General features: G+C 49.4%; 14 protein-coding genes. 12 read left to right on the top strand and 2 right to left on the bottom strand.

What is annotated here, in order from left to right:
* The first annotated feature begins 572 nt into the window (after nt 1-572).
* The 4 genes from ABC831_RS24630 to ABC831_RS24615 all read left to right on the top strand — a co-directional run bounded on the left by ABC831_RS24630 (nt 573) and on the right by ABC831_RS24615 (nt 6,571).
* Nucleotides 573-2,066 carry a HAMP domain-containing sensor histidine kinase gene (locus ABC831_RS24630; RefSeq protein WP_343250724.1) on the top strand — a complete coding sequence of 498 codons (1,494 nt, stop codon included), beginning with the start codon at nt 573-575 and terminating at the stop codon, nt 2,064-2,066.
* Nucleotides 2,059-2,748 (top strand): response regulator transcription factor, encoded by a 690-nt coding sequence (locus tag ABC831_RS24625; RefSeq protein ID WP_343250723.1) that lies wholly within the window; start codon nt 2,059-2,061, stop codon nt 2,746-2,748. Before ABC831_RS24630 ends, ABC831_RS24625 begins: the two co-directional genes overlap by 8 nt.
* Before the next feature lie 268 nt (nt 2,749-3,016).
* Entirely contained in the window at nt 3,017-3,496 is a 480-nt protein-coding gene (locus tag ABC831_RS24620) for a GNAT family N-acetyltransferase (RefSeq protein ID WP_343250722.1), read from the top strand.
* A gap of 183 nt (nt 3,497-3,679) precedes the next feature.
* Nucleotides 3,680-6,571, top strand: coding sequence for an EAL domain-containing protein (locus tag ABC831_RS24615; RefSeq protein WP_343250721.1), 2,892 nt, complete (start codon nt 3,680-3,682; stop codon nt 6,569-6,571).
* A gap of 24 nt (nt 6,572-6,595) precedes the next feature.
* Here the strand turns inward: ABC831_RS24615 and ABC831_RS24610 are convergent, their stop codons facing one another.
* Nucleotides 6,596-7,321 (bottom strand): LytR/AlgR family response regulator transcription factor, encoded by a 726-nt coding sequence (locus ABC831_RS24610; RefSeq protein ID WP_343250720.1) that lies wholly within the window; start codon nt 7,319-7,321, stop codon nt 6,596-6,598.
* A 47-nt stretch (nt 7,322-7,368) separates the two neighbouring features.
* Complete coding sequence (locus ABC831_RS24605; protein ID WP_343250719.1) at nt 7,369-9,945, bottom strand: histidine kinase; 2,577 nt, start codon at nt 9,943-9,945, stop codon at nt 7,369-7,371.
* A gap of 214 nt (nt 9,946-10,159) precedes the next feature.
* On the opposite strand from ABC831_RS24605, the gene ABC831_RS24600 reads away from it, so the two are divergent.
* From ABC831_RS24600 to ABC831_RS24565, 8 genes are read left to right on the top strand one after another with little or no spacing between them, the layout of a single operon-like run.
* Complete coding sequence (locus ABC831_RS24600) at nt 10,160-11,137, top strand: aldo/keto reductase (RefSeq protein WP_343250718.1); 978 nt, start codon at nt 10,160-10,162, stop codon at nt 11,135-11,137.
* Between the two features lie 2 nt (nt 11,138-11,139).
* A complete protein-coding gene (locus ABC831_RS24595; protein ID WP_343250717.1) occupies nt 11,140-12,591 on the top strand; it encodes an L-fucose/L-arabinose isomerase family protein in 1,452 nt (483 codons plus the stop codon).
* The gene (locus tag ABC831_RS24590) at nt 12,588-13,439 is read left to right on the top strand and encodes a class II fructose-bisphosphate aldolase (protein ID WP_343250716.1); all 852 of its coding nucleotides are present in this window, start codon (nt 12,588-12,590) and stop codon (nt 13,437-13,439) included. The genes ABC831_RS24595 and ABC831_RS24590 overlap by 4 nt, the downstream gene beginning before the upstream one ends.
* 27 nt (nt 13,440-13,466) lie before the next feature.
* Nucleotides 13,467-15,230 carry a DUF5597 domain-containing protein gene (locus ABC831_RS24585; RefSeq protein ID WP_343250715.1) on the top strand — a complete coding sequence of 588 codons (1,764 nt, stop codon included), beginning with the start codon at nt 13,467-13,469 and terminating at the stop codon, nt 15,228-15,230.
* Entirely contained in the window at nt 15,227-16,090 is an 864-nt protein-coding gene (locus tag ABC831_RS24580; RefSeq protein ID WP_343250714.1) for a carbohydrate ABC transporter permease, read from the top strand. The genes ABC831_RS24585 and ABC831_RS24580 overlap by 4 nt, the downstream gene beginning before the upstream one ends.
* A complete protein-coding gene (locus ABC831_RS24575; RefSeq protein WP_343250713.1) occupies nt 16,090-16,914 on the top strand; it encodes a carbohydrate ABC transporter permease in 825 nt (274 codons plus the stop codon). Before ABC831_RS24580 ends, ABC831_RS24575 begins: the two co-directional genes overlap by 1 nt.
* Before the next feature lie 23 nt (nt 16,915-16,937).
* Entirely contained in the window at nt 16,938-17,900 is a 963-nt protein-coding gene (locus tag ABC831_RS24570) for a carbohydrate kinase family protein (protein ID WP_343250712.1), read from the top strand.
* A 13-nt stretch (nt 17,901-17,913) separates the two neighbouring features.
* Nucleotides 17,914-19,269: an ABC transporter substrate-binding protein gene (locus ABC831_RS24565; RefSeq protein WP_343250711.1), complete on the top strand. Its 1,356-nt coding sequence runs from the start codon at nt 17,914-17,916 to the stop codon at nt 19,267-19,269.
* The last annotated feature ends 91 nt before the right edge of the window (nt 19,270-19,360 follow it).

Below are 19,360 nucleotides of genomic sequence, written 5' to 3'. Positions count from 1 at the left end.
CAGATTCAGGAACCGGGCCAATTCACCAGGAACGCATGATGCGTTCCCGGTTCAGTGGCCCTTGCCCGTCGGACGTGAAGTCCGCCGTGCATCCTGAATCTGCGGCCTGGATTCCACTAAGCAGCAGCACAGCCGCCCTATGCCCGCCAAAGGACAGGCACCCGCCCCGCCTCCCCAGACAGGAGCATCCCATCCCGCCCCCCGGAGGGCTTCCCTGCTTTGGTGAACGTGAGAGGGGGGATGCTTTATGGACTTACTTATAGTATAAAGGTAATGGTATAAAGGTGATGGTATAAAGGTGATGGTATAAAAGGTAATGGTATAAAAGGTATGGTATAAAAGGTAATGGTATAAAAGGTATGGTATAATAGGTATGGTATAGAAGGTATTAATTTATGAAAATTTTATAATTGTTTAGAGTAGTTTTCGTGAATTCAGATTGACCATGTGCTATAATAAACAATAGTTATGCAGCCGGAGCTGCCGGAAGGTTTGGGGGAGGCTGCGGGAATACGATATCTGAGATCCTGGAGGATCTTTTATTATATATAGAAAAGCAGGTGTTTTTGCACTTGAAGTTGAAAACCAGGTTGATTATTGCATTTTTTACAATTATTCTTGTTCCGGTGCTGCTGACTGCGGTGGCGCTGCTGGGGTTCGGTAATTACCAGCTCCGGTCTATGAAGGAGACCTATGGCATCTCGGGGGATGACTATGGGTCTTTGGCGAATTCCGTTCAATTTCTCAGCCGCCTGACCATAGCCACCCATGACAAGATCCAGGATAAAGCCCGCACGGACGGTTCTGAACTGGAAAGCGAGGCTTATCTTAGCACCGTGAATAACGAGCTTTATGGGAAATATTCTTATATACTGGCCCGGCGGGGGGATACGTTAATTTATAATGGAAGTGGTAAGGATGTTTCCGAAATTTTTAAGCATCTGCCGGAATATGGGAATTATGATTCCACTTTGGAGGGCGGCGTGTACCTGGGCGGTGAGGTCCAGGCGCTGGTCAAACAGATCGATTTTAACTGTGCGGATGGGGAACCGGGTAGTGTATTCATCATTACATCCGCGGAAGCGGTGATTCCGCAGGTCCGGTCCTTCGCGTTTGACATGATGATCACCATTATCCTGATCCTGGTCTGTACCAGCGCGGTGCTGACGTCCTGGATCTACCGGAGCGTTGCTTCTCCTTTGAAGAAGTTAAAAGCGGCGGCCCAGAATATCAAAGAGGGGAATCTGGACTTTACGATCGAACCGGAAGCGGATGACGAGATCGGAGAGCTCTGTATGGATTTTGAGGAGATGCGGCAGCGCCTGAAGATCACTTCAGAGGAAAAGCTCCAGTTCGACCAGCAGAATAAGGAACTGATCAGCAATATTTCCCATGATCTGAAGACGCCGATCACAGCGGTAAAAGGCTATGTGGAAGGCATCATGGACGGTGTGGCGGACACCCCGGAGAAGATCGACAAATATATTAAAACGATCTATAATAAGGCCAATGACATGGACCGGCTGATCAATGAGCTGACCTTTTACTCGAAGATTGATACCGACCGCATTCCGTATACGTTTAACAAAATTAATGTCAACAATTATTTTAATGATTGTATAGAAGAAGTAGGACTGGATCTGGAAGCGAAGAATATCGAACTGGCATATTTTAATTATGTGTCGGAGGATGTAGTCATTATCGCCGACGCGGAACAGCTGAAGCGGGTGATTAATAATATTATCAATAATTCGGTAAAATATATAGACAAACCTAAAGGCTATATAAATATCCGGGTAAAAGATGTGGGAGATTTTATCCAGGTTGAGATCGAAGACAATGGAAAGGGAATTTCCAACAAAGATCTCCCCTTCGTTTTTGACCGTTTTTACCGCACGGACGCTTCCCGGAATTCTTCCAAGGGCGGAAGCGGAATCGGTCTATCCATCGTAAAGAAGGTCATTGAAGACCACGGCGGTAAGATCTGGGCAACCAGCAAGGAAGGAACAGGGACAGTCATGTATTTCGTGCTTAGAAAATATCAGGAGGTACCAGTGGATGAGTAAAATATTGATTGTAGAGGACGAAGAGAGTATCGCGGACCTGGAAAAGGATTACCTGGAACTCAGCGGATTTGAAGTGGAGATCGAGAACACCGGAGATATCGGTTTGAAACGGGCGATGGCGGAGGATTATGATCTGCTGATCCTGGATCTGATGCTGCCTGGGGTGGACGGGTTCGAGATCTGCCGTCAGGTGCGGGAAAATAAAAACACACCGATCATTATGGTATCGGCGAAAAAGGATGATATCGATAAAATCAGGGGATTGGGCCTGGGGGCGGATGATTATATGACGAAACCCTTCAGCCCCAGTGAGATGGTAGCCCGTGTGAAGGCTCATCTCGCGCGTTATGAGCGGCTGATGAACAGCAGCCATCAGGAAAATGAAATCATAGAGATCCGGGGCCTGAAGATAGATAAGACAGCCAGAAGGGTCTGGATTAATGGGGAAGAGAAGAATTTTACCACGAAAGAGTTCGATTTGCTGACCTTTCTGGCACAGAATCCCAATCATGTGTATACAAAAGAAGAATTGTTTCACCAGATCTGGGATATGGAGTCCGTGGGAGATATCGCTACGGTTACAGTGCATGTGAAGAAGATCCGGGAGAAGATAGAATATGATACGGCCAAACCTCAGTATATTGAGACGATCTGGGGCGTGGGGTACCGGTTTAAGGTGTGAAATTGACATAACACTTGATTTGGTGTAGAATAGTCTTAGCTAGGAAGTTAAGTATGTCCATTTGGACACAAAGCGAAATCCCGTGTATGCCAGTACACGGGATTTCTTTTTGGCTAGCTGTCTTTATGGTTTCGGTCTAGCTATTTGCAGATATAGTAGCCAGCTACACTTGCCATGACAGAAAGAATGAAAGCTATAATTCTATCATTGAGACGGAAATACAAATTATCAGTATTTCCCATATTTTTTAGCAGGAGGAAGGAACGGGATGTTCACTGCGAGAAGGTTTGAAAAGAAAGACGCGTCGGAGGTTGCCTCATTGATACAAAGGAATTTCTTAGAAGTGAATATAAAAGACTACAGTCAGGAGGAAATGGAACGCCTGGCGAAAAAGCATAATGCAAAGCAGGTATGTCATATCGCTGAAAATGCCCACATGTATGTCATTTGCGAGAGGGATAAGATTATCGGTACCGGTTCTGTCAAAAGTCTCAATGGAAGCCTGACCGAAAGCGGCTTAGTAACCATATTTGTTCTCCCGGAATATCAGGGGCGGGGGATAGGAAGAATCATCATGGACACGCTGGAACAGGACGAACTGTTCCGTAGGGCGCAGAGAATAGAGATCGGCGCATCTATAACTGCCTGTGGATTTTATGAAAAGATGGGTTATACATATAAGGACAATCGAAAAGCCCTGGACGGGCACGGACTTTATACGATGGTAAAATACAGGTCCTTAGTCTGAGGCCGTATTGAGCCTGAGCCGGGATTGGGCAGGGATGAAAATAAAGAAAAGCTTTGATGCGGATAATTTATACTTAAGGTTACTTTTTCTGGGCATTTGAGTTATACTATATTACAGTATCATTGCGGCAAGAGAGGCCATTTTTTTATAAAAATGGTATGATCAGAGAAGGTGCAGCAGACAATGAAAAACCTATATAAAAGCGCAACGTGTTTTCTAACCATTCTTTTCACGTTTATCGGCACGGTTTTACCTCTGGAGGCTTCGGAGAAAAATGCGTCAGAGCCTGTGAAAGTCGGATATTATGAGGATGGCGACTATATGTCCCGGAATCAGTACGAGGAATACGTCGGCTACAATTTTGAGTTTTTGCAGGAGATATCCAAACACAGCGGCTTCCTGTACGATGTGATCGATGCGGTTAGCTGGGAATCCGCGCTGCAGATGCTGATCGACGGAGAGATTGATCTGCTTCCTGCGGTCTATTACACAGAGGAGCGGGCCAGCCAGATGCTGTTCAGCACACAGCCAATGTGTAATATCTATACGACCCTGAATGTGAGGCCGGATGACCAGCGGTATAATTATGAAGATTTCGAAGCTTTTCAGGGGATGAATGTGGGTATCATAAGCGGCGGTATCGATGGAGAGAACTTTAAAGCCTTCTGCCGGGAACATGGAATCACCCTTAAGATTCAAGAATATGATGAGACGGATAAGCTGCTGGCTGCTCTGGACGACGGTACCCTGGACGGGGTGGCGATTACCCACCTGGGGAAAAACAGTACATTCCGGAGTGTTGCACAGTTTTCACCCAGTCCGCTGTATTTTGCCGTATCGCGTCAGAGGGAAGATGTACTGGAATACTTAAACCGGGCCATGAACGATATTATGCTGGGTAATCCTGGCTATGAAATGGACCTCTATGACAAATATCTGGCGCCCAGCGCTAATCAGAAACCGGTTTTCACGAACGAAGAACAGGATTTTATACGGCAGGCGGGGACGATCGTGGCCTCCTATGATCCGGACTTCGCTCCTCTTTCTTATACAGAGCCGGGTACCGGCCAGTTTACGGGAGTTACGTCGGATATCCTGCATTTTATAGCGGAAAGCAGCGGCCTTCAATTCCGCTTCGAGGCGCATCCGCAGGCGGAAGCGCTGGAACTGTTGGAAAAAGGGGACATCGATGTTCTTTGCGTGTCCGATGGAGATTATCTTTGGGACCGGAGAAATCAGATCAATTCAACCATCTACTTTTTGCGGACGCCAACCGCGATGGTTACCCGGACGGGGAATGAGAAGATCATCCGTCTGGCGCAGCCGGAAGGATATCAGCTGTCGGAGGATGTGAAAAAGGATAATCCGGAGATGGATATCGTTTATTATCCATCAGCCAAAGCCTGCCTCGAGGCGGTGAACAGCAGAAAAGCGGACGCAGCTTTTATGAATACCCAGGTCGCCAGTTATTATCTGGAGGAGGAGCAGTTTAACGACTTAAGCGCTGCGCCTCTAAGTATGTACAGCAATGATCTGTGTGTGGGGGTATCCTTTTCAGCGGATCAGCGCCTCTTTTCCATAATTAACAAATGTGTGCAATATTTACCCAGGGATCAAATCGATACTTCGCTGATCAATTATATGGCGAAGGGAAACCAGTTCAGTATCGGAGATTTGATCAGACAGCATATGGCGGCTGTGATCATTGCGATCTGCCTGATTCTGGGGATCATTATATTCCTGATCAGCCATAACTTAAAGATCGCCCTTCGCAGCAACCAAAGAATCCAGGAACTGCTGTATAAAGATGAGTTAACGGGATTATATAATATCAATGGCTTTTATAGGAAATGGGAGGAATTGGCCCGCGGGAAGGACAGAGGGGATTATGCGCTGCTCTACAGCGATATCTGCCAGTTCCGGCTGATTAATGATCATTTTGGATTTGGTGTGGGGGATGAAGTGCTGATCGGACTGGCCGGTATATTGCGGAAAAATCAATGTGACAAAGAGCTGTGTGGACGGGTCTCCGCGGACAACTTTGTGATTCTGATGAAATATACGGATTGGGAAGAGCTGTTAATCCGGCTGGAAGCTATCTTAAAGCAGCTGGATCTCTGGCGTCAGGAAAAAACGGGGATACCTTATCAGATCGGTATGGTATACGGCGCCTATCTCATCAGCCCGTCGGAAGAGACAGGCATCCAGCAAATGATGGATTTCTCCAATTATGCCAGACGCAGCGCAAAAAATAATCCCAATCATTTTGTCATGTGCTACGATGAAAAAATGCGCCAGCAGGCTATTTTTCAGCAAGAGCTGGAAAACAGACTGGGGTCTGCGCTCAGCCGGGGCGAGCTGGAGGTATACTATCAGCCCCAGGTGGACATGGAAACCGGGCGAATTATCAGCAGTGAGGCCCTGATCCGCTGGAACCACCCGGAAAAAGGACTATTGATGCCGGGCGCCTTTATCCCCCTGTTTGAAAAAAACGGAATGGTTACAACCGTGGATCTGTGGCTGTTCGAGGATGTATGCCGGTCCATGCGCAAGTGGATGGACCAGGATATTACGGTGCTGCCGGTTTCCTGTAATTTCTCCAGGCTGCACTTTGAACAGCCGGATTTCCCGGAACACTTAAGCGCCATCGCGGACCAATACCAGGTTTTGCATCAACTGCTGATCGTGGAGATAACCGAAAGCGCAATCATCGAAGACCCGGCCGTGATCGAAACGCTGCTGCCAAAACTTAAGCAGAAGGGCTTTCTGATCGCCATTGATGATTTCGGATCGGGGTATTCGTCGCTTGGCCAGCTGCAGCAGCTGACGGCTGATGTGCTGAAAATGGACCGCAGCTTTATTGCCCACGGTATCCGGGCTGAGCGGGAACAAACGGTTGTCAGGAACCTGATTCATCTGGCCAAAGAACTGGGCCTGATGGTCATCTGCGAGGGAGTGGAGGATCAGGAACAGGCGGATATCCTATTAAAACTGAACGGCCGGCTGGCCCAGGGTTTCTATTATTACCGGCCTGTGAAAAAAGAAGAGTTCGAAAGCATTGCATATTCTAAATGATAGAAAAGGGGACATGTCCCCTTTTCAGATGTTTAATAGCGCCCGGAACTCTTTGATATAGGTGCGGCTGACAGGGATCGCATCCTTTTGGTTCTTGATTTTTACATTATAGGTAGAATTAAACATCGGATAGATCGCCTCGATTTGGTTCATGTTTACCAGATAGCCTTTATGGCAGCGGAACCACCCATAGGGAACGAGGTTCTCTTCCCAGTAAGAGATGCTGTGCCGCAGCAGGTACTCTCCGGACTGTGTGACCAGAATCAGATCCCGCAGTTCCATCTTGATGAACTGCCCTTCTTCGGGACGGATGATATAAAACCGGTTATTCTGGGTACCAATGATGCGGAACTCCCCATGGGCTTTTGGAGTAAGGTCCGGCCGGCCCTGGGACAGAGAGGTGATTTTGTCCAGGGAGTGCCGGATTTTGGAGGTGGTGACCGGCTTTAGGATATAATCCACCGCATTGACCCGGAACGCGTCCAGCGCGTATTGCTCATAGGCAGTGATGAAAATGATTTTGGTGGACAGCTTCAATTCCAGGATTTTTTCCGCGATTTCCATGCCGTTGATCTCCGGCATGGAGATATCGGCAAAGATCAGATCCGGTTTCAGGGACTGCAGGGAATCTAACGCGGTATTGGCGTCCGTCGTGGATAAGATGATATCCAGTTCCGGGAATTTTCTTAAGATAAAATTCAGATTGTCCAATGCCAGCTGTTCATCGTCGAGAGTTATGACGCGTATCATTGCGAACCTCCATTCTTCTGCAAAAGTGTTAGATTAGATAGGTAAAGTCAGCTTTCCTGCATATCAGCCGCACGGCATGGAATCCGGAAGGAGACGGTGGTTCCTTGCCCCTGCTCGCTTATGATATTCAGGGTTTCGTTATAGTAAAGCTTCAGCCGCTTAATCAGATTGGCCAGGCCGATGGAGGTCTGAGTATTCATCTCCTGTATCTGTTCCAGGCGTTCCGGCGAGATTCCCGCGCCGTCATCCTGAATCTGTATATAGATCCAGTCATCATCCTGTATCACATCAATCTGAATCGTTAATTTCTGTGTCCCCCGTCTGCCGTGTTTCACGGAATTTTCCACAATAGGTTCAATCATCAAAGGAAGAATTTTGGTAGAGTCATTGCAGTTTACATTAATCGAATAGGAGATCATCTCATGGAATCGGGCCGTCTCGATTTTTAAATAAGCCTGTACCAGTTCTAACTCTTTGGAAAGGGATACGCTTTTTTGCAGTTCCCCTGCGAACAAACTGCCCCGCAGATAGTTGCTGAAGCTGTCCAGCAGGTCATACGCCTTATCCGGCGCCTCCATGCACAGCGGCATGATCGTGCTGATGGCATTGAAGATAAAATGCGGGTCCATCTGGGACTGCAGGAAATCAATTCTGGACTTCAGGGCCATGGATACCGATTTTTTCAGATAAATGGCGCATTCGATTTTCCAAAGCAGTTCTTTGCGGGTAAAGGTTTCGACCAGTATGTCATTGATCTGGGACAGAACAGGGTCTGTCAGCTGGCCGAACATCTCTTTTCGGATCAGGATCACCGGCATCTGTCCCATTGAAAACTGCCGTCGGATCGTCTGGATGATCTGCTGGCTGCTCATTTTTAAAAATGTAGTGCCAATGAGAATGACTCCGATATGCCTGGTATGTTCCATATACCGCAATGCATCCTCCGAGGTGTGAAAGACCACAAGGTCATAGGCTGAATACTCCAGGTAAGATTTGATCAGCTCGATCTGTTCTGGCAGCGTGCTGATCAGGATGACCTTATAGCCGGAGGATGGACCGACCGCAGGACTCTCCGTGTGAGGCGATGCCTGTCCCTGGTCATTCCAGACCGGTATGGAGTAGTGAATGACAAAAAACTTCTGATTGGCAGCGAACGCCTTTAATTCACCGTTTTGCATGAGAAGAAGATTCCTGGCGATGATGGTCGTCAGTTCCTCTTCGCTGTTCAGGTTTTCCCGGATATATGCGGACCGGTTATTTAGGATGCGCTTTATTCGCTGTACCTTCTTCATTTTCCCCTCTCCTATGGTAACGCTCATCCGGATACATAACCGGTCCTTCTGCCTGCTGGTCTGGATCTGAATCGGTTCCTGGTTCCGGATATCCAGAAGGGCCAGCAGAAAGTTATAATTCACCTGCATGAGATAATAGGGGTCCCCGTAGATATAGTCTTCCGTATTTTCCATGGAATAATGAATCCTGTCTGCGCAAACCAGCTCATCCCCTGTGACGATATCGTCGATGGCCATTTCCAGGATGGTGGAGAAGCTGACCTTCATCATGTCCAGGGAGACGGTTTTTCCCTGAAGGATGCTGTAAGTGTGCAGATTATCCATTAATGTATTCAGGTTCTTTACCACCGACTGCATCTGCAGCAGTATTTTCCTCTGGGCGTCCGGCAGGTTCCCGCCGGTGTCCTCCAGCAGTACTTCACTTAAGCCGCTGATCCGGTTCAGCGGAGCCTGGGTGAATTTCATAATATGGTCCAGCGTCTCTTCTTTAAACTGGTTTGCCTCGTGAATCTTCCGGTTCAGGGTTTTATTATAAAAGATCCGGTTCCGGTATTCCCGGAATCCATAGGAAAACAGGAAGATAAGAAATGTAAGCAGGAGCAGCAGGATACGGGGCAGATAACTGTGATACTGAACGAGTCCCGGATCGTCCCTGGCCTGCATAATGGTAAAAACCGTATAACCAAGAAACAAAAGCAGCGTTGTGGAAAATATCATTTTCAAAATATGCCCTGATTGCAGATAAAGGAGATAGGAACAGAAGCAGATTCCGAAAATAAAAAATAAAATCAGATAAACATGCAGCGCCTTTAAAGCCTTTACCGGGGTCAGCAGTACCATCGCGGCCGTAAAGGGCAGGGTCAATCCGTACAGAAGAATGGAAAAAAGAGGCCTCACATTTTTTATCAGAAAACGTGTCAGCAGGGTTATGGCCTGCACGGAAAATAAGATCAGAAACAGATCGCCGCTTTTGATCCAGATTAACCGGTCTGTTTTGGGGGTAGTGAACATCGTATTGATTTCCCACACACAGCTGATCATTCCGGATGACAAAAAACAAAGTCTGGATAAGTGCAGAAAAATATTATTTTCCACTGCCAGCAGGTGAATCAGATAACATCCGATCCCAAATACGCAGAGAATGATGGAAGCGGTTAATTTGAATATAAGGCTGTGATTGATGACCCAGTCTACGTGAAGGCGGCTCTGCCTTACAAAAAGCGCGTGATGAAACAACTGCAGCTGGCACCTGGTGATAAAGGCCACCAGGTAGATTGCCCAGAATGCTGTGATAAAAGTGATAAGATGCGGAATGAAGATTTTTCTATTCATGCTGTCCTCCGGCCTTTTAACTGTCCTATGGTTATTATAAACGAATCCTTATATAATTTCAGCAGAAATCCATGCAACTTGAACCCGTTTTTATGCATGATACACAAAGAATGTAGATGGACTTAGAAGTTTCAGCTATATTGTGAACAGAAAAAAGAAATTAAGTCAAGGCGGACCTGCCAAACGGCAGGGCAGACGAAGGAGGTCATTTTACATGAAACAAATCGGCGATACCGGTATTCCGATATCAGATCTGGTATATGGCTGCTGGCAGATGGGAGGCGATGAATACTGGGGAAAGAGTCAGGATGAACGGGCGATCGAAAATATCCGGACCGCTTATGAGCTGGGGATTCACACCTTTGACACTGCTTACATCTACGGCCTGGGGCATTCCGAACAGGTGCTGGGGCAGGCATTGCAAACGATCCCCAGAGAGAACTGCTGTGTGATCAGCAAACTGTGGCAGATGGAAATGCACTATGAGGATGTCATACGAAACTGCGAGGATTCCCTTCGGCGCCTCAAGACCGATTATCTGGATGTCTACTTTGTCCATTACCCGGATTACACCGGAACGGTGCCCATCGAAGAAACCCTGGAAGCCTTTAACCTGCTGAGAGAACAGGGAAAAATAAGAGCGGTCGGCCTGTCCAACTTTTCGCTGAAGCAGACCAGGGAAGCCATGCAATATGCGAAAATTGATATCATCCAGCCATGCTACAGCCTGCTGTGGAGGTATGCGGATAAAAAGCTGCTGCCCTTTTGCCGGGAACAGAACATATCGGTTATCCCCTATTCGCCCTTGGCCCAGGGACTTCTGACCGGAATATTCCACAGGGATAACCAACCCACAGATGACCGGAGCCGTGTGCCGATCTTCCAATCTCCGTACTATGAAAAAGCGGTTGGAGTGGTGGAGGTACTGGAACAGCTGTCCGTCAAAAACGGATGGACGCCGGCGGAAATGGCACTGAGCTGGGTGGCGCATCAAAAGGGGATTACGGCACCTATCGTGGGCTTCCGTCATAAAGAAAAGATTCCCCGGAGTCTGAAAGCGGTCTCACAAAAACTAGACATGGCAGACCAGATCATGATCGAGAAAGCCAGCAGAAGCTTTACGGATCAGCTGCCATTTTTTCTGAATTTCTTTGACAATACCATTGTAGATGATCCGGATAAGGAGGAATAGACGTGGAGCATTTGAGCAGAAGACTAAAGCTGGGGGTAGCTGTCACCCGCAGGGATTCCTGGAACGCGCCGCAGGCGTTTGAGAACTACCGCCTTATAATGGAAAAAGTAAAGGAATTCTCAAAGAGATATGATTTTGATGTGGTGACAACGGATGGCCTGTCCTTCCGGGAGAAAGAGGTGGTGTTTGGGAAAGAGACGCTCCGGATAGAGGCAGACACTCTGCTGACGGATTACGAGGACGCGCTTGTGGCTGCCCGGTATTTTAAGCAGGAGGAGATAGATGCCTTGTTTGTGCCGTTCTGTAATTTCGGACAGGAGGAGGCTGTGGCGAAACTGGCCAGGGAGCTTATGGTTCCCACATTGATTTGGGGGCCCCGGGACGAAATGCCGTCGGGCCTGGACTGGCGTCCTACGGATACGCAATGCGGGCTGTTCGCGGCCTCCAAGGTGCTGATGCGGTATCATGTAAAATTTACCTACATAGAAAACTGCCGGATAAACGACCTGGTATTTGAACAGCAGTTTGCGAGTTTTTTGGGGACCGCCAGGATCGTCGCCGCTTTTGGCAGACTGAGGGTCCTGCAGATCAGCGTGCGTCCCCAGCAGTTCCTGGGAGTCATGATCAATGAAGCGGAACTTCTGGAAAAGTATAATATTGAGATCGTACCCGTCACAGCCACAGAACTTTTCGATACGGTCCGAAAGATACGGGAGGAAAAACCGGACCAGATCCAGGGATTGATCCGGGATATGGAACGCAATATCGATCTTGCCAGACTGGGAGATAAGAAGGAGACTATGGCCGCTATAGAGCTCGGAATCATGGAACTGGCCTGCAGATACAGATGCACCTGCATCGCCGGTGAGTGCTGGCATGAAATACTGAGCCGGTATGATATATCGCCGTGCTTCCTCTTTGGGGACATCAATGACCGGGGCATCCCCTGCGCCTGTGAACTGGATATCCACGCGGCGGTGACCGCGGCGCTGGCTGTCGCGGCCAATAATTACACGGCCCCTTCCTTCACGGCCGACCTGACGATCAGGCATCCGCAGGAGGATAACACGGAACTGCTCTGGCACTGCGGGCCGTTTGCCAAATCGCTGAAGGAACCGTCGGTACCCGGTTATGTGACAGAGTCCGGCCAGGGCTTCTATCCGCTGAAAAAGGGCGGCGTGACGGTTCTGCGGTTTGATGGGGCCGATGGGAAATACCGGTGCTTTGCCGGATACGGCGAATCGGTGGAAGGACCGCTTACGAATGGAAACTATGTCTGGCTTACGGTGGATGACTGGGTAAAGTGGGAAAAGAAATTTATCTATGGCCCTTATATACATCATGTGGTGGGTATCTTTGGTGATTTCCGCAAGGAATTTGAAGAAGCCTGCAGGTATCTGGATCTGATCTATGATTCCCCGGATATTCCGGAACGAAAGGAGAGAGGCTTATGAGTCTGGAGCGGGTGAGAGATATACTGGCCGAAGCGGACAGGCGCGGGACGGCGGTCCTTTCCTTCGACGCCATGAATTACGCCATGATCGCCGCCGCAGTACAGGGCGCCGCGGCGGCAAAACGTCCGGTGATTGTGATGCTGTACCCGGAAATGGCGGGATACGTTTCCCTGGAAGGATTCGTTTCCCTGGTAAAGGAACAGGCGCGGCAGGTGAGGATTCCCGTGGGGATTCATCTGGATCACTGCAGTAATTTTGAATATCTTGTCAGCGCATTAAGAGCCGGCTTCCCTTCTGTTATGGCGGATGGCTCCCTGCTTCCCCTGGAAGAAAATATCGCGTTTACCGCTTCCGTAGTCCGGACGGCGAAGGCCTTTGGAGCAGATGTGGAGGGGGAATTGGGACATGTGGGAAAGGCGGCCAGGGAAGGGGATTATCTATCATCCGATCTCTATACACAGGTGGAGGAAGCCAGGATATTTACGGAAGCCACGGAGGTTACAGCGCTGGCGATTGCCTTCGGCAGTGCCCATGGCAATTATACAAGGCCGCCGAAGCTTAATATCACGCGTCTCCGCGAGATCAATGAGGCAGTAAAGACACCGCTGGTCCTTCACGGCGGCAGCGGTATTCCAAATGAGCAGCTGACAGACGCTTTCCGGAATGGAATCAATAAATTCAATGTGGGCACGGAATTTTCCTATTTAAACCAGAAGTATACAGGACAGTATTTCCAGCAGACGGAGGATAGAGACGGGGCCTGCGGACATGTGGAATACGCGCGGGAAAAATTATCGGAGTATATCAGGGAAAAATGCGGCCTGTCGTCCTATATTTTTGAATCATAGAACAGGAAGCGGCTTGGAGGATATCTTATGAACTACTTATTTTATAACAGGGACAAAACACCCTTCTTCTCCGTCGGCGGTCAGGTACACAATTCCAGCACCTATTCGGAAGAAACCATGCAAAGGGCGTGGAAGGCAGCCCGGGCACTGGGCCTGAATACAGTAGCGGCTCCGGTCTGCTGGAACCTGCTGGAACCGGAAGAGGGAATATATGATTATTCCCAGACCGACATGCTGTTACGGCAGGCAAAAGCATACGGCATGCGTCTGATCCTGCTCTGGTTCGGCTCCTGGAAAAACGGAGCCTCCCAGTATATCCCGGTCTGGATGCGGACACAAAAAGAAAGATTCCGCTGGGTACAGACTATACAACACTTTGAGACCCGGGTTCTGTCTCCCCATTGTGAAGAAAACAGGCAGGCCGATGCCCGTGCCTTTTCCAAACTGCTGGGCTATCTGAAATCCCATGATACAGAAGGAATCGTAGCCGGCGTTCAGATAGAAAACGAACCGGGGCAGATCGGTACCCCAAGAGATTATTCCGACATCGGGGAACGCGCTTATATAAGCCAGGTACCGGAGGAAGTAATGCGTTGGCTCCGGGAATCGTGTCAGGGAATAAACAGGAACTTTAATTCTGCAGGAAATACCGGAATACATCCCGGTAAAAAGCCCGGAATACCTGGAACAGCCCAGGTTCGGGAGATATGGATGGAGAACGGCGGCAGGACTGAGGGAACCTGGGAAGAAGTATTCGGCTTCCACGCGGCGGAAATATGCACGGCTTATGCCTTCGCGGTCTATATCAATTCCATATCCGCTGCGGGGAAACGGGAGTATGCGATCCCCACCTACGTCAACGTGTGGCTGGGAGAAATGTATAACCGGGTAGCCGGGATCGATTACCCATCCGGAGGCGCCACCAGCCGGGTGCTGGATCTGTGGAAGCGGTTCACGCCGGATATCGACGCACTTTGCCCGGATGTATACTATAACGATTACCTGATGTATGGAGATATCTGTGAAAAGTACGCGGGACCGGATAATCCCCTCTACATTCCCGAGTCCGGTGCCACGGCAATGAACGCGGTAAATACATTCCGTGGAATCGTGGAATTTGGTCTGTGCGGAATCCATTGTTTTGGGATCGACAGCCTGATCGATCCGGAGGGGAAGTTCAAACCCGGGGTACAGGAATATGCGAATATGGTACGGATTGTCAGAGCAGCGGCACCGTTAATCCAAAAATACCAGGGCACCGGGCGTTTATATGCAGTTACCCAGTATGAAGGCAGCGCTTTTGATTACATTGATTTCGGCGATTTCATCGGACGGGTGGTCTGCACCAACCCTCTGGGCGATGCTTACGCTTCGGATACCAGACCCTATATGGATGCCGCCCACACAGAAGAAGAGCATTATAAGGTCCGGGGCAAAGGGCTGATTGTATATGAAGGAAACGGCAGCTTCTATCTGGCAGGAGAAGGGTTCCGCCTGAACCTGATCCGTAAGGATACCATCGAGGGCATGACTACAGGGGTGCGCACATCCAATTTTCAGAACCTGCGCCATCAGGAATATCTGGAGGTGGCGGAAGGACATTTTGAAGCGGACATGAGATTCGTGACCGACAGACTTCGTACCGGAGACGAATGTGATCATGGCCTGTGGGTACATTCGGATGTAGGGATCGTCCATGCACTGTTAGAGATGGGCGGAAATCCCCACAATCCGAAAGAATACAGTGCGCCGCGGGATGCCCGTGGGCTGCCGGAGGAGGGATTGACATGAAAAAACGAGGGATCCATTCCAGAGCCACATCGAAATATGTGTTTCTGCTGCCGGGTTTTCTCTTCTTCACATTTGCTGTCCTGATTCCCCTTATACTGGGGATCAACATCGCATTCACGGACTGGAACGGAATCACAAAAGATTATAACTATGTGGGATTCGATAACTTTATCCGGATGTTCAGCGACAAGAGAATTCTGGCCCCGGTACGTAACACCTTATTATTCGCCCTCTTTGGTACAGCCGGAAATAATATCATATCTTTGGGACTGGCCCTGCTGGTCAATCAAAAGATCGGGAAATGGAGCAATGCGGCGAAGATCCTGTTCTTCGTACCGGTGTGCTTCAGCGCGGTGCTGACGGCATTCTTATGGGGATTTATCTACCGTGAGGTGCTTTCCCAGATCTTCAGCATTAAGAATCTGCTGGGCAACAGAAACTGGGTCATCTTCGCCATCACCGTCATGGGGCTTTGGAATACCTGCGGAATCAATATGCTGATCTATCTGTCGGGACTGAAAAACATACCCACCGACCTGTATGAAGCGGCCATCGTAGATGGGGCCGGCGCAAGGCAAAAGTTCCGCCATGTGACGCTGCCGCTTCTGACTCCATCCTTTACCGTGTGTATTACGCTGACCCTGACCAGCTGGCTGCGGGAATTCGCCATGACCCTCTCAAGCACCGGCGGCGGTCCGGGGGGAGCCTCCAGAACGATATCCATCTATATCTTTGAAAATCTGTACCGCTACAATAAGGCCGGCTACGGACAGGCGATTTCTCTGGTATTTGTGATCGCCCTTGTGCTCCTGGGCAGCGCCGTATCTTCCTTCTTCCGGAAAAGAGAGGTGGAGATCTGATGAAAACAAAGAGCTATTTCACCATTGCGTTGACCATCCTTCTGATGTTGCTGTTTTGCTTTCCTATCTTTATGGCCGTGTTAACCTCACTGAAGACGCAGCAGGAGATCTCCCGTGCCATTATGAGCCTCCCCGCTGCCCTGCATCTGGAAAACTATACGGAGGCCATGGAGCGCAGTGATTTTACACGGTCCCTGATCAACAGCTGCATCGTTACCTTTCCATCCGTGGCGCTGATCATCGTGGGCGCCTCCATGGGAGGATACGCGATCGCCAGACATGCCGCTTCGAACCGGGCATTCCGATGCCTGGACAAGATCTATCTGGCATCCCTGATGATTCCGTTCCAGATACTGATGATTCCGATCTATAAGATGTACAAAGCCCTCCGGCTTCAGAATTCACTGGTTGGAATGATATTGATCCTGACCGGAACCAGCATTGCCTACGCTACCTTCCTCTATGTGGGATTTGTAAAATCCATTCCGAGGGAGCTTGAGGAAGCGGCGATGATCGACGGCTGCGGACCCTATAAGACATTTTTCCAAATCGTGTTTCCGCTGTTAAAACCGATCACGGCGACGGTTGCGGCTCTCCATGTGATGTGGCTGTGGAATGATTTTAATATCGCGCTGATTCTTCTGCAAAAAGAGGAAGTGCGGACCCTGACGGTAAAACAATACTACTTTTTCGGGGAACATACGACCGATTATGGCGTTGCCTTCGCGGCTTCTATCGTCTGCATGCTGCCGGTTCTGATTTTCTTCGTATTCTGCCAGCGGTATCTGATAGAAGGAATCGCATCCGGCGCGGTCAAAAGCTAGCCAGTATACTAGGGAGGATCAATATGGATATCATAGGAATCGCTCAACCCATCAAGGACCTGATCCTGGTGGTGGATCGGCTGCCGGACGAGAACAGCTATACGTCACTTCTGGATTACAGCAGCCAGGGAGGCGGGAAGGTGAGCACCGCCCTGGTGGCGGCGTCCAGGCTCGGCATGGAATGTGCTGTCGCCGGTACCATCGGTAAAGATGCAAAGGGCAAATTTGTCCGGGAGGATTTTATACGTCATGGAATCCAGGCAGACCAGTTAAAAGTAAGAGAGGAGGGAAAAACAGGTTACTGTGTATGTATAGCGGAAACATACTCTCCCAACCGAAGATTCTTAGGAGAGAGACCTACGGTCAGACAGCTGACACCGTCGGAACTGGATGTCGGCTTCCTCAGACAGGCCAGGGTAATTCACCTGGAGACGCCGGACGCGGTATCCATAGCGGCGGCAGAGTTCGCGAAGAGTCAGGGGATTACGGTGTCAATGGATGCTGACCCATATCCGGAAGAAACCGGCGCCCTGATAGAGATGGAAAGATTGATCGATATTTATATTGGCTCCGAGGCTTATTTTAAGGTAAGATCCAAGGGAAAGCCTTTTCGGGACACCCTGTATGAGATTGCCGAAAAAGGCTGCCGGGTGGCTGCTGTCACGATGGGGGAACAGGGGGTGGAGGCAGTGATCGACGGCGAGTACATCCATATCCCGGCGTTTCGCAAGCTGCCGGTTGCGGACACTACCGGGGCGGGGGATGTGTTTCACGGAGCGTTTTTAAGTGCCTGGATAAAAGGCTTGGAACCCAGGCAGTGTCTTTTGTTCGCCAGCGCGGCATCCGCCATAAAATGTACCGGTACCGGCGGAAGAGCCGGAATTCCGGATTGGGATATGACGAATCACTTTTTAGAAACAGGGGAACTCTTAAAAAAAGAAACGATACGGGAGCGAGAGCTATTTTACAAAAATCTGGTGATATAAAGGAGGAAATATCATGAAGAGAAGAATATTGGGGATTCTATTGACAATGGTTATGACGGCAGGACTTATGACTGGCTGCGGCAGCGGGGGGCAAGAAGACAATACTGCCCCGGCATCCGATGCGTCGGATCAGGACCATACGGGGGATGGAAATGAAAGCGCGAATCAAGAAAGCTCCGGTAAAAATAAAAGCTCCGGCAAAGCGGTAGAAATTACCTGGCTGCATCATTTCCAGGAAGAAGGTATTAAAGTATGGGTCGAAGACATGATCCAAAGCTTCGAAGCGGAGAATCCGGACATCCATATCAATGTCGAAACCGTCCCGTATAATACCTACGACCAGACCCTGAAAACGAAAATTGCATCTGACGACGCGCCGATGATCTTCGACCTGGCCGGTCAGGTATACTATGAAGAATACGCAAAGGCCGGTCACCTGTATGACGTTACGCAGATAGAAGGACTGGAAAATATCGATGAAAGTTATCTTCCCGACGGCCAGGTTGATGGCAAACAATATGCGGTTCCCCTGGATGTAAACGGTTATGCGATCTTCTACAACAAAGCTATTTTTGACAAACACCAGCTGAAGGTCCCGACCACATTGACCGAATTGAAGGAGATCTGTGAGATCCTGACCGGGAATGGGGTCCAGCCCTTCGCCGCCCCCATGCAGGAACTCTGGGGGCTTCAGGAATACGTGGATGTGGCCGGTTTCCCGGTCTTCGGCACCCCGGACTGGTTCACCGACAAAATGAACCTGACCTCCCATTTTGCGGATGATGAAAAATTCAAGGAAGCGATCAAAAACTACTATAGCTTCAAACCCTATTGGGGAGATGATCCCTTCGGAACCAACTGGGACACCGCGCAGAACATGGTAGCCACCGGTGAAGCAGCCATGGTAGCCAATGGTTCCTGGGCCATCGACGGGATCACCGCGAAAAATCCGGATTGTGACGTCAGAGTATTTGCAATGCCCACCACCGACGATCCCAGCGGCGCGGTGATGATCCTGCGGCCCGGAAACGGAATCTGCCTGTATAACAGCACCGACACGGACAAACTGGAAGCCGGCAAAAAATTTTATAGCTGGCTGCTGAGCAAAAAATCCGGTGAAAGCTATGCCACCAATGGGTTCAAGATCTCCACGGCGAAAGGAGTAGACTTAAGCTTCTCCGACGGCCTCATGGATATCCAGTCCTATCCCGCAGAGCAGGTGTGGAACAGCTCCGGCCTGACCCTGTTCTCCGACGAATACTATCAGATCTTCTACGAAACCATCCTGAATTATTCCATGGAAGACGAGATGGATGTAGACGGACTGGCGGAAAGTCTGGATAATGATTTCGCATCGATCAGAAACTAACGCAGTAATTTGGAAAGGGGACATGTCCATTCGATTTGGACATGTCCCCTTTGTTACCATTCCGCTTCGCTGGGAGACAAACGGCTCCGGG

Origin of the sequence: Diplocloster hominis, assembly GCF_032380655.1 — a bacterium.
In the GTDB taxonomy this organism is placed as follows: domain Bacteria; phylum Bacillota; class Clostridia; order Lachnospirales; family Lachnospiraceae; genus Diplocloster; species Diplocloster hominis.
Note: the sequence above shows the minus strand (reverse complement) of the source record. Positions and strands in the feature narration are given on the sequence as shown.